This is a genomic window from Thermanaerothrix sp. (assembly GCF_056331585.1).
Genome location: NZ_JBWGPQ010000054.1, coordinates 1 through 11,572 on the forward strand (window position 1 = coordinate 1; position 11,572 = coordinate 11,572).

An 11,572-nucleotide genomic window follows, 5' to 3' on the forward strand; every position below is an offset into this window, starting at 1 on the left:
CGCAAGCCGTTAGCACCATTGCCAGGATGACCAACAGGCTAACCAGCCAAATGAGGGGATGGTACTTTCGTTCAGACATGTCTCACTCCTCCTTACAGAACCTATGAAATGGAATTGAGAAACAGGGGGACATCAGAAAAGCTTCGTGGAAGTTGGCTAGGAACTGAAACCACCTCCTTTCGGTTGAGATCACTCGTCATCTTCAAAGCCTGGTGTGTTAGACGTGGTGAAAATGTGTTCCAGGGCCAGGTATATCGCACCATAAATTCCGGCTTCGCCACGCAGGGAGTTATATTCAATCCGTAGGTCTCGCGTGGAAAGGGGTAACGATCGGGCAAGCACGGCTTGACGAATCGAGGAAAGCAACTGATAACCAATATTGCTGACGCCACCACCGATTAAGATAAGGCTAGGGTTGAAGAAATTCACCACCCCAGCCAACATTTCACCAATTAATTTGCCCGATTCTTGGATCAAGCCAATGGAAATCCGGTCTCCACGGGCAGCAGCAATGCCAACATCCTTAGCGGTCAGAACGCCGTTGTTGCTCTCCATTAACTGCTGCAAAATCGGGCTGCGTCCTTCCTGAGCCGCCTGCATGGCTTTGGCGGCAATGGCCGGACCAGCGGCCATCGCCTCCACACACCCGCGGTTGCCGCAATGACAGATAGGGCCATTGTAATCTACGCAAATGTGTCCGACGTCACCTGCGCATCCACTGCTACCGCGATAGATCTTGCCCTGACATACGATCCCACAGCCAATGCCGGTGCCAATTTTGATGAAGATGAAATTCTGTGCGTTGATGTTCTTACCCCGCCGTAGTTCACCCAACGCCATAACGTTCACATCATTATCCACAATGACAATGGCCTGGGTGAAAACGCGATTGAAATACTCGCGAATGGGAAAGGCCTCCCAACCCGGCATGATCGGCGGAGCGATAAGAAGGCCAGTTGAGAACTCGACTGGTCCCGGAACGCCGATGCCAATGCCGTGAATCTGTTCAGGGGCAAGTCTCGCCTCCTGTAGCATGATCAACATTTGATCCTTAATCATACCCAGTAGGACATCGGGCCCGTCTCGCACGTCGGCAGGGGTATCGAAACGGGAAAGAATACGGCCAGTGAAATCGGAAAGCGCAATATCTACACTCGTCGCTCCAACGTCAACGCCAAATATATAGCCGATATTGGATGCGAAATTGAGCAGCCGCGCCCGACGGCCACCGCGTGACTCATCGTCCCCCACTTCTTCGAGGATACCACGCTCGAGCAGGCTTTGCACAGCGGCGCCGATTTTGGCGCGAGAATAACCTGTGCGCCAGGCCAATTCGGTGCGGCTGAGCGCACTATGTTGGCTGAGCAGATCCACGATCATTTTCTCGGCGCGGCTAAGAACATAAGGGGAAGGTTGGGACATGAGCACAACCCGGGGCGGGAATGGTATTTTGATTATAGCAAATTCAACTTTGTAAGTAAAGTGGCAAAAGTATTAATTTTTCAAGCTCTCTTTGGATAAGTTCTATAATTGTATGGTTTGTTTGACAACCGGCAGAGGTACTTTTGGAAAGATCTCTGCCGGTTGTCGTGTTTCTCAGTTCGCCGGGGGCACGATTTTTTGAGTGATCTCACCGCTTTGCTTGTGGCGTAGGATGTATTTGAGACTGCCGTCGGGCATTTTCTCGGTCTTAATAATCCAGTGTTCAGGATCATATTCGGCAAGGACCTGCTGCGTTACACCTTGCTCTCCACCACGCCATTCCTTCAATCGGATTGGTTCCCATTGTTTGCTTTGAACGGAACGGTAGCATGCATCCGTGATGGCGTTCACCACGTAGCCATCATAAAACGTTTCCATCGGGGCGCGGTTTTGATCTAGAGCGTTGAGTTGATCGAGGAACATATGCACGTACCCCAATGCACCGATTTCATCACCGACGGGGAAGAGCCATCCGGTTGTTCCTTCGGCCTTTTCGGCCACGTAACCCTGGGGTCCAACTGCGGTGAAAAGTTCAAAGCCGGTCCGCAGCCAATGATTGAGCCAGATCGTTCCTTGAGTACCGGCTACCTCATCACGCAAGTCCATGCCACCACGGAAGTTCCAAGCAACCTCGAATTGCCCGATGGCGCCGTTTTCATATCGAATTAAACCGATAGCGTGGTCTTCGGCCTCAATCGGATGCACCTGGGTATCGGCCCAACACATTGCCTCGACGGGACGAACTTCCTTACCGATGAAGTTGCGACCAATTTCGATGCAGTGACAGCCCATATCAATCAGCGCGCCGCCCCCGGAAAATTCCTTTTTCCAAAACCAATCGCTGTGGGGGCCACCATGGGTCTCGCGAGAGCGTGCCCATAATACTTTGCCCAAAGCGCCTTGACGTACGGCTTCCAGGGCTTTGAGGGTTTTCGGGGTGTACACTAAATCTTCCAAGTAGCCGTGAAATACCCCCGCTTTTTCTACCGCTTCTAACATTTCCCAGGCTTCTTCGGCAGTGCGCGCCAGGGGCTTGGTGCAAAGAACGGCCTTTTGGGCTTCAGCGGCAAGCAGCGTGGCCTCCTTGTGGAGGTGATTGGGCAAACCGATGACGACAACATCGGTTTCGGGATCGCAGATGGCCTCAGCAAGATCAGTGGTCCAACGCTGAATGTGCCATTTTTCGGCAAACTTGCGCGCGTTTTCGGGGGAGCGCGAATAGACTACCTTGATCTCATCACGATTGCGCATACCAATTAGGCTGGCGGCATAAAACTGACCTATTAGGCCGGTTCCAAGGAGAGTAATTTTATGCATGGGGCACTCCTTTGATGTTGATTAAGGATATAAGAGAGAATTGAGAGTAATTGGATGGGATCACTTTATAATGTTATACTGACCGAATGTTCGAACATTGCAGATTAAAATTATTATAGGAAACTTAGAAGGGTGTGTCAATTGGCGAATCGGTATAATTTTATAAAATAGCAATACAACAAGAATCAATCTAAATATACGCATCCCGGAGCTGATATGCCCATACGTGTTTTCTCTCGCTCTGTTCGGAGTCGCCAACTATCACCGGTAACCTTGCTCATCACAATCCTGGTGTTGCTTTTGCTTGCTCTGGTCGAGACCTTGGCTCCCGAAGAAAAATCGCTTTTAGATGAGGCCACCACCACACCACAACCAATCCCTCTTTTCACCGATTCTAGTGCCTTAGCCTGTTTGCCAACCAATACGACGCGAGAACAAGGTAGAGTCGTCAAAGTCGTTGATGGAGATACGGTTGAGGTCGAAATAAATGGATCGTTATTTAAAGTGCGTTATATCGGGATAGACACTCCTGAAAGTACGATACGGATTGAATACTTCGGTGAAGAGGCGGCGGCGCGTAATCAGGCATTGGTGGATGGGCAAGAGGTCACCTTAATCAAAGACGTAAGTGAAACCGATCGCTATGGCCGCCTTCTGCGTTATGTTTTGGTTGGCGAGGTGTTTGTTAATTACGAATTAGTACGCGGTGGTTATGCTAACGCTTTGCGTTACCCGCCGGATGTGGCGTGTGCTGAGGTATTTCGTATGGCGGAGCGCAAGGCACGAGAAGAAGGATTGGGTCTTTGGGCACCAACGCCCTAATAGGCAGTTTGCTTTCAGGGGGTTGTGTTAGGATCTGGGGCCATAAGACTAAGCACCCAGCGAAACGCAGCCGGAGCGGCTTCCTCCCAGTTGACGCTTTTGTGATCCATTAGCCCTTGCAAAAGCAGACCTAAAGCCAAAGAGACCATAGCCACGGCGGCAAGACTGGGATCTGCGTTGCGAAGGGAACCCTCATTCACCCCTTGGAGATAAAGATTAGCGAAAAAGGCGCGATAGCGCCGGTAAGGCTCAATGGTGGCTTGCCAAATCACCGGATCGCGAGCGGCTTGCAGCCAGAATTCGAGAAACATGGGCAAGTAGTCGCGCCCCTGAGTTAACCCGGCTCTTAGCAAATCAGCCATAGCATACAGGCTTTGGGCAACGTTATTCCCAAGGTAATGATCAGGGTTTAGGTATTGGTCGAGTTGAGACAGCCAATCTTCCAAAAGGGCAAGAAAAAGGGCGTGTTTGGTCGGAAAGTGGTAGAAAAAAGCGCCTTTGGTTACTCTGGCACGTTGGCAAATTTCGGCGACACTGGTAGCCTGGTAACCCTGACTGGCGAAGGTTTCTTGGGCAGCCTCTAAAATTCGTCGTCGTGTTTCTTCGGCACGTTCCTGTTTGGGCATGGTGAATCTCCTTGACGTGTGATGTTAATCCATTAAAATTATACCAACTGGTCGGTATTTAAGAAGAGGAGGTCGAGATGACAGTTCTGGTAACCGGTGCTACCGGGCATTTGGGCAACGTCTTGGTGCGAAACTTGGTCGCTCGGGGTGAGCGCGTGCGGGCACTGGTCTTGCGGGGTGAAAGTCTATTGCCTTTAGAAGGAATGCCGGTTGAGGTAGTGCCCGGGGATGTTTTGGATGAAGATATCCTGCGTTTTGCGATGCAGGGGGTGGATTGTGTCTTTCATCTGGCGAGTCTAATCGCCATTCGCCCTGGCATGGATGAGAAGGTATGGCGGGTCAACGTGGAAGGCACGCAGAACGTGATTCGAGCAGCGTTGGTTACAGGGGTGAAGCGGCTGGTTTATACCAGCTCCATTCACGCGTTGAAGCGCCCGCAGGCAGGGGAGACAGCGGATGAGCGACTGCCGTTTGATCCGGAAAATCCGGCAGGGATTTATGATCGTTCAAAGGCGGCTGCTTCGCTTTTGGTTCAGCAAGCCACACGTGAAGGTTTAGACGGGGTTATCGTTTGCCCGACCGGAATTATCGGTCCGTATGATTTTCTGGGTTCGGAAATGGGCGGCTTGGTGCGACAAGCTATGCGTCAACGCCTTATGCTTGCTGTGGATGGGGGGTTTGATTTTGTGGATGTGCGAGATGTTGCCCGGGGGCTTATTCTGGCCGCGGAAAAGGGGAAGCGAGGTGAAGTTTATTTGCTTTCAGGTACCTGGATCGAGATTAAGTATTTAATAGCAAAGGTAGGAGATCTAATTGGACGCTCAATCAAGGTGTTGATGTCTCCTCGCGATTTAGCAATTCGCATAGCCAATATAAACTTGATAATAGCACGGTGGTTTAACTTGCGCCCTCGTTTCACCCCATATGCGATTGAAACGGTCAGCTATTCCTTTCGAGTATCTTCAGCCAAAGCGCGAGAACATCTGGGATATCAAACGCGGGTTATCGAAGAAACCCTGCGCGATACAGTGGCTTGGTGGCGGCTTTGGCAGAAACGGACATCTCAATGGTCGCTTCTGCTGGGGCGGGGGTTGGTTGAGGTACCGCAATTTCGGTAATTAGGTCAAAATCCCCTCTTGCGTTTCCAAAACGGAAATGCTATAGTATCCAACGTGGTTGGAATCCGCAAGTGGTGAAGAAAATAGATGCGCCGCCATTCTTTTGACCTGGTTGATTATCGGATTCTGCAAGAATTGCAGATGGATGCCCGAAAGCCGGCAGCCGAGATTGCGCGCAAACTGGGTTTGAACGAACGCACAGTACGCAACCGCATTGACCGTATGGTCGAAGCAGGAGCGATTCGATTAACTTGTATTGTGGATCCCAACTATTTTGGTTATGTGATTACAGCCGATATTTTCCTGGAAGTGGATCTTGACCGGGAACAAGCCGTCATACAAGCCTTGCTGGCGATGCCCGAAGTATCGTATTTAGCATTTGGTCAGGGTACCCAGGATCTCTCGATTGAGGTGCGTTTTAAAAATAACGAACAACTACGTGAATTCCTGCGCAGTGGGCTACCTGCTATACCCGGTGTGCACGTGAAGGGTTACGCCCTCGTGCCGCGCATCTTACGCAACATTGATGAATGGATGCCTCCCCCAGAGGACTTTACTGCGGAGTAGCGCTAGGGCGGATAACAGTAGGTTGAAATTAATCCCCCGTTATGATCCTTCAAGTGCGCACAATCCCCGTCGTTATTCCAAACGGCCTGGTTGCGTCCCCAGTATAAATTCTGGCTGTCATTTGAGCCGGCTTTTGTCCATACCTTAACAGATTGACCACCACCGATGAGGAATTCGGGGAAGGTAAAGATATTGCCGGCTTGGTCAGATAGCGTCCAGTTAGTTAGAGCCTGGGTGTTTGCACCTTGATTTTGGATCTCGGCATATTCACCTTGAACATCATCACCAGGTGGGTTGTACTCGATATAGGTGATCCTAACCTGTGAAGGAGGTGGAGAAGGAAAGGGTATTGGGGTGGGGGTCGGGGGAGGAGAGGAAAATTCTCTCAGGACTAAGGGTAGAAACACCGCATATGTAGCCTGAGCTGTCCGAAAGGTGTTGCCATCACTATACAGGATAATGGTGCCGATTTGGTCGGTGCGCAGTATTTGGGCACCGCTGGCGGCCAAGCGATCTAAGGTTTCAGGCGCAGGATGACCGTAGGAGTTGTCACCGACCGAGATGACCGCGAGGGTGGGTTGCACGGTGGCCAGAAAGTTCTCGCCCGTGCTATATTTGCTTCCATGGTGCGCAACTTTGAGCACCTGTGCCTGAAGGGGTAGATCGTTGGCCATCAGCGTGGTTTCAGCAGTGGTACTGATATCACCTGTAAGCAGGATGGCGATTTGCCCATGCACGGCTCGGATGACCACGGAGTCTTCGTTATCATCGCCGCTCAGAATGGGCTGAGGATTTAAGACATGCAAGTTTATTAACCCTGCGTTGAGGCTTTGCCCAGCGACCAGCGGGGTGGGGGTTAAGCCACGTTTGACGAGCTCGGCAGTGAGGGTTTGGCAGATGGAGGTTGAGCACGGGAGCCCATTATCGGCCACGGCTTCGATGGTGTAGGTGGAACGTAAAACTGAGACCAAGCCACCGATGTGGTCTGAGTCGCCATGGGTGATAATGAGCAAGTCAAGATCATCAATGCCTTGGTTTTGTAAATAGGCCACGACCGTTGGACCAGCCGCGGATCGTCCACCATCAATGAGAACGTCGTATTGATCTTCACTGTGGAGCCAGGTGCTATCGCCTTGGCCGATATTGATAAAAGCGACACGCACCCATCCGGGTCCTTGAGCGGAAACGATGCTTGTTCCAATGGATGCAATTAGCAAAGTGGCCGCTAGCAGGATGCGACCCAAGGGTAAAGGAATCAACCTTTGAAACCTTTTAGCATGGCGAAAAATCATACATTAATTTTGCCGTGACAATGGCTAAAGCGCTAACGACTTGGGGGATCAATTTTCACTGATCGGCGATATTAGTCACTTTGGGTTGTGATATTGATCATAAAAATTCCGATATGGCTTGATATTCATGGTTAAATATGCTATCATATGTACGTAAACGGAAATAAATAATTCTGAAACGGAATTTTTTAAGAGAGGCGCATATGACTTTACGACACTTTATTGACACCCAGGATTTTTCCAAAGAAGAGTTGCTCGATTTGATCAGTCTGACCCGATTGATCAAAGAGGCCGATAAGCAGGGTTGTACGCCCAAATTACTCAAGGATGCCAGTCTGGCGATGATTTTTGAAGAACCATCAACGCGTACCCGCGTCTCATTCGAGGTGGCAATGACAGAGCTGGGAGGACATGCTCTTTATCTTAAGCCGGGTGAGATTCACCTGGGGGTGCGTGAGTCTTTGGCGGATACAGCGCGGGTGCTTTCGCGCATGGTGGATGTGATCATGGCGCGCACATTGAAGCACGAGACCATTGTGGGTCTGGCCCAGGCGGCAACGGTGCCGGTCATCAACGGTTTAACCGACTACAACCATCCGACGCAGGTTGTATGTGATGTGTTGACGATGATGGAGCACATGCCGGAAGGTAAGCGCTTAGAAGATCTGCATGTGACTTTTATCGGCGATGCCACCAATGTTCTTTCCTCCCTGATGCTGATTTGCACTCGGTTGGGAATGCGTTTTACCCATGTGGCGCCGAAACGCTACCAGCCCCCCGAGGCATGGGTCAAGATGGCTTTAGAGAATTGCCGAGAGTCGGGGGGGACCTTACGTATTACCGAAGATCCTGTTGAAGCCGTCAAGGACGCCGATTTTATTTACACCGATCTATGGTGGTGGGTGGGCCAGGAAGCCGAAATTCCAGAACGCAGCAAAGCCTTTATGCCTCGCTATCAGGTCAATATGGATCTGCTCAAGCATGCACCAGCCCACTGCAAATTTATGCATTGTTTGCCGGCCTCGCGAGGGGTGGAGGTAACGGATGAGGTGATGGATTCTGAGCGCTCGATCATTTACGATCAGGCTGAAAATCGGCTACACACCGAAAAGGGAATTCTGGTGTGGTTGGTGTATCCGCGATTGAAGCGACCCAGCGCTGAGTTGGAAGCTTACCACAGCGGGCGGATTCAGGCGTTCTTAACGGAGCGGATGGGCTTTTGACGCCCATCCCTCTCTTTTGTTCTTGGATAAATTCACCTTTGGGGAGGAATATCATGACAGGAGAAAAACAATTAGAAAAATCAGGGGGCTTTAAGAAGACCTTGAGGCGCTTTGACATGATTTTGTTCACCGTAGCGGCTATTTTGGTTGTGGATACGTTAGCGCCAGCGGCAGCAATTGGCCCTTCGGCAGTCTCTTGGTGGATCATCACACTCATCTTCTTCTTTATCCCTTACGGGCTCATTACTGCTGAGTTGGGTTCCACCTATCCTGAGCAGGGAGGAATTTACGCCTGGGTGCGGCGAGCTTTTGGGGAAACCTGGGCGGCGCGGGTTACCTGGCTTTACTGGGTGAATGTGGCTCTATGGATGCCCTCTGTCCATATCCTATTTGCCGGTATGTTCGCGCAAATGTTTTTCCCGGATCTGCCGCTTTGGGGACAGATTGGAATTGGAATCCTAATGACTTGGATCACGGTTGGTATCGGGATTATTGCGCTTGATGTCGGTAAGTGGGTGCCCAATATAGGGGCAATTTTGAAGATCACGATTATCCTGGTGATTGGTTTGGGAGCGTTCTATTATGCCTCGCAGCACGGAGTGGCTAATGACCTTTCCTTCCGTGCGCTGCTTCCAACGTTGGATGCTGGGTTGGCGTTTTTGCCCGTGATTGTGTTCAATTTTATGGGTTTTGAATTAATGTCCGGAGCAGGCGAAGAAATGGAAAATCCGCAACGGGATGTTCCTATTGCGATCATTACAGCCGGTGTGCTCATTGCCTTTTTCTATCTGCTGGGGACACTGGGGATGTTAATGGCGTTGCCGCTGGAACAGTTGGGGTTAATTTCTGGCATTATTGATACCTTGCGGGTGTTGCTCGGTAATAGTGCTTGGGGTGACGGTTTGGTGACACTTTTGGGGGTCGGTGCCCTATACACTTTCCTGACCAATATGGTGGTGTGGACGATGGGGGCGAATCGCAGTGCTGCCGAAGCAGCACATGAAGGTGTTCTGCCGGAAGTGTTTGGTTACCTTCATCCAACTAATAAAACCCCGCTTGGGGCTTATCTTATCACTGGGATCATCTCAACCGCGGTGATCATCCTTTATGGTTTCTTTGCGAACACGGCGGAGGATCTGTTTTGGAGCCTGTTTGCGTTTAGTTCGATCGTTTTTCTGCTCCCCTACCTGGTCATGTTCCCGGCATTTTTGAAACTGCGTTTGACCGATCATACAACGTCTCGTCCTTATCAAGTGCCCGGCGGTGCTTCAGTGGCATGGATATTGACGGTGTTGTGTGAGATTTTTATCACCCAAGCGATTCTATTTTTCGTGTGGGTGCCTGGGCAACCGGTTGACTGGACGTTTGCGATCCCCGTTCTAGGAGGGGTTTTGATCACCTTGGTTATCGGAGAGGTGTTGGTGGCACGACGCCAACGTTTACTTCGTGCTGAACCTGCCAGCGAGACCAAGTAATAAAACAGCATCAAGGAGGTAGAACCATGTCACGGCGATTGGATACAACCCCGAAACAAGATGGTTTTCGGATGCCGGGCGAGTTTGAGCCCCATGCAGGGTGTTGGATGCTGTGGCCGGAACGTCCGGATAATTGGCGTTTGGGGGCCAAGCCGGCTCAGCGTGCCTTTACTGAGGTGGCGAAAGCCATTGCTCAATTCGAAGCGGTCTCGATGGGTGTTTCTGCGGCGCAGTTTTTGAATGCACGATCTCTGCTTCCTCCCGAGGTGCGCGTCGTCGAAATGTCTTATAACGACTCATGGATGCGCGACTGTGGGCCAACCTTCGTAACCAATGGGCGCGAAATTCGCGCAGTGGATTGGGAGTTCAACGCCTGGGGCGGATTAAAGGGTGGTTTATACTTCCCGTGGGATCAGGACAACCTGGTTGCGCGAAAAGTAGCCGAGATTGAACGGGTGGATGTTTATAAGGCGCCGTTGGTGTTGGAGGGTGGTTCTATTCACGTTGATGGTGAAGGCACACTGATCACTACCGAGGAATGTCTGCTCAATCCTAACCGCAATCCCGACTTAACGCGCGAAGAGATCGAACGGTATTTGAGTGAATACTTAAACGTGGAAACCGTTATCTGGTTACCGCGCGGCGTTTATAATGATGAAACCAGTGGCCATGTGGATAACCTTTGTTGCTTCATCCGGCCAGGTGTTTTAGCGTTGACGTGGACGGATGACAAGCAGGATCCGCAATATGACATTTCAGCCGAAGCCTATGAGATCCTAATGCAAGCCAAGGATGCTCGTGGGCGACGCTTGCAGGTACACAAAATTCATCAACCCAACCCAGTCTATATAACCAAAGAAGAAAGCGAATGGGTAGATGCCATTGAAGGGACATTGCCGCGGCGCGAAGGAGACCGGCTTGCGGCATCTTACATCAATTTTTATATGGCCAATGGCGGCGCTGTGGTACCTGTGTTTCATGATCCTCATGACAAGGCAGCCCTGGCTGCGCTTCAAGAACTGATGCCGGAACGTAAGGTAGTTGGCGTCTATGCACGGGAGATCCTATTAGGTGGGGGAAATATCCACTGCATTACGCAACAGCAACCGCGCCCGTTGGCCTAAAAGGGACACGTTCGCTTTTCTTAGCCCTGGGGTACGGTGCAATCACCTGCCAGGGCTATTTTTTGGCCAAGGCAGTGGGTTTGAATCGCCTATGCTAAAATGGTGCTAAACACTTAAGTTGGAGTGGATAGGATGCCAAAAAATCAATGGCGAATCTACTTATTAGCCTTCATCGGGGGAATTTTAGGAGAATTGACGCTGATGATCTTAGGGGTTTTAGTAGGGGGGATGATTGGCCGTTGGCAAGGAGGGGCTGGATTTTTGGATTTAGCCCTGGGAATACTAGGAGCATTGATCGGCATTGCTCTGGGTGCTGGCCTTGGGGTCTATTTAACATGGCGCCGAATGGGTTTCCGGGTCAGTCTCTGGCGCGCCTGGGTTGGAAGTGTCCTGGCGGTAGGGGGGCTCATGGTTTTGATTGAACCATTGCGGTTAAACCAGGTTGGTGGTGTAATATGGGTATTATTTCTTGGTCTGGCGCCGATGCTAGCAATACTTTTTGGGCGACGTGGGGTGTCTTAACCGT

The 11,572-nt window shown here is 50.9% G+C and carries 11 protein-coding genes; 7 read left to right on the plus strand and 4 right to left on the minus strand.

The window, feature by feature from the left end; genetic code table 11:
• Positions 1-189: 189 nt before the first annotated feature.
• Positions 190-1,422: an ROK family transcriptional regulator gene (locus AC01YT_RS12900; protein ID WP_424911350.1), complete on the minus strand. Its 1,233-nt coding sequence runs from the start codon at positions 1,420-1,422 to the stop codon at positions 190-192.
• A gap of 174 nt (positions 1,423-1,596) precedes the next feature.
• Complete coding sequence (locus AC01YT_RS12905) at positions 1,597-2,799, minus strand: Gfo/Idh/MocA family protein (protein ID WP_476676043.1); 1,203 nt, start codon at positions 2,797-2,799, stop codon at positions 1,597-1,599.
• Positions 2,800-3,015: 216 nt separating this feature from the next.
• Between AC01YT_RS12905 and AC01YT_RS12910 the strand changes: the two genes are divergently transcribed.
• A complete protein-coding gene (locus AC01YT_RS12910) occupies positions 3,016-3,621 on the plus strand; it encodes a thermonuclease family protein (protein WP_476676045.1) in 606 nt (201 codons plus the stop codon).
• Positions 3,622-3,635: 14 nt separating this feature from the next.
• On the opposite strand, the gene AC01YT_RS12915 is transcribed toward AC01YT_RS12910, so the two are convergent.
• On the minus strand, positions 3,636-4,247 hold the full coding sequence (locus AC01YT_RS12915; protein ID WP_476676047.1) for a TetR/AcrR family transcriptional regulator: 612 nt from the start codon (positions 4,245-4,247) through the stop codon (positions 3,636-3,638).
• 77 nt (positions 4,248-4,324) lie between these two features.
• Between AC01YT_RS12915 and AC01YT_RS12920 the strand changes: the two genes are divergently transcribed.
• Positions 4,325-5,365 (plus strand): SDR family oxidoreductase, encoded by a 1,041-nt coding sequence (locus AC01YT_RS12920; RefSeq protein WP_476676049.1) that lies wholly within the window; start codon positions 4,325-4,327, stop codon positions 5,363-5,365.
• An 87-nt stretch (positions 5,366-5,452) separates the two neighbouring features.
• Positions 5,453-5,932, plus strand: coding sequence for an Lrp/AsnC family transcriptional regulator (locus tag AC01YT_RS12925; RefSeq protein ID WP_476676051.1), 480 nt, complete (start codon positions 5,453-5,455; stop codon positions 5,930-5,932).
• Positions 5,933-5,934: 2 nt separating this feature from the next.
• Here AC01YT_RS12925 and AC01YT_RS12930 read toward each other — a convergent pair whose 3' ends face one another.
• Positions 5,935-7,191 carry a lamin tail domain-containing protein gene (locus tag AC01YT_RS12930; RefSeq protein ID WP_476676053.1) on the minus strand — a complete coding sequence of 419 codons (1,257 nt, stop codon included), beginning with the start codon at positions 7,189-7,191 and terminating at the stop codon, positions 5,935-5,937.
• 236 nt (positions 7,192-7,427) lie between these two features.
• Between AC01YT_RS12930 and ptcA the strand changes: the two genes are divergently transcribed.
• The 4 genes from ptcA (at position 7,428) to AC01YT_RS12950 (ending at position 11,568) form a co-directional block, all read left to right on the plus strand.
• Positions 7,428-8,447 (plus strand): putrescine carbamoyltransferase, encoded by a 1,020-nt coding sequence (gene ptcA / locus AC01YT_RS12935; protein ID WP_476676055.1) that lies wholly within the window; start codon positions 7,428-7,430, stop codon positions 8,445-8,447.
• 53 nt (positions 8,448-8,500) lie between these two features.
• Positions 8,501-9,922, plus strand: a complete 1,422-nt coding sequence (locus AC01YT_RS12940) for an APC family permease (RefSeq protein ID WP_476676057.1) — start codon at positions 8,501-8,503, stop codon at positions 9,920-9,922.
• Between the two features lie 26 nt (positions 9,923-9,948).
• The gene (gene aguA / locus AC01YT_RS12945) at positions 9,949-11,046 is read left to right on the plus strand and encodes an agmatine deiminase (RefSeq protein ID WP_476676059.1); all 1,098 of its coding nucleotides are present in this window, start codon (positions 9,949-9,951) and stop codon (positions 11,044-11,046) included.
• Between the two features lie 132 nt (positions 11,047-11,178).
• The gene (locus AC01YT_RS12950) at positions 11,179-11,568 is read left to right on the plus strand and encodes a hypothetical protein (protein ID WP_476676061.1); all 390 of its coding nucleotides are present in this window, start codon (positions 11,179-11,181) and stop codon (positions 11,566-11,568) included.
• Positions 11,569-11,572 lie beyond the last annotated feature (4 nt).

Bases quoted from the DNA above. Each gene is read 5' to 3' on its own strand.
- AC01YT_RS12920 (WP_476676049.1), top strand. From the start codon at position 4,325: ATGACAGTTCTGGTAACCGGTGCTACCGGGCATTTGGGCAACGTCTTG.
- AC01YT_RS12900 (WP_424911350.1), bottom strand. From the start codon at position 1,422: ATGTCCCAACCTTCCCCTTATGTTCTTAGCCGCGCCGAGAAAATGATC.
- aguA (WP_476676059.1), top strand. From the start codon at position 9,949: ATGTCACGGCGATTGGATACAACCCCGAAACAAGATGGTTTTCGGATG.
- AC01YT_RS12940 (WP_476676057.1), top strand. From the start codon at position 8,501: ATGACAGGAGAAAAACAATTAGAAAAATCAGGGGGCTTTAAGAAGACC.
- AC01YT_RS12905 (WP_476676043.1), bottom strand. From the start codon at position 2,799: ATGCATAAAATTACTCTCCTTGGAACCGGCCTAATAGGTCAGTTTTAT.
- AC01YT_RS12950 (WP_476676061.1), top strand. From the start codon at position 11,179: ATGCCAAAAAATCAATGGCGAATCTACTTATTAGCCTTCATCGGGGGA.
- ptcA (WP_476676055.1), top strand. From the start codon at position 7,428: ATGACTTTACGACACTTTATTGACACCCAGGATTTTTCCAAAGAAGAG.
- AC01YT_RS12910 (WP_476676045.1), top strand. From the start codon at position 3,016: ATGCCCATACGTGTTTTCTCTCGCTCTGTTCGGAGTCGCCAACTATCA.
- AC01YT_RS12925 (WP_476676051.1), top strand. From the start codon at position 5,453: ATGCGCCGCCATTCTTTTGACCTGGTTGATTATCGGATTCTGCAAGAA.
- AC01YT_RS12915 (WP_476676047.1), bottom strand. From the start codon at position 4,247: ATGCCCAAACAGGAACGTGCCGAAGAAACACGACGACGAATTTTAGAG.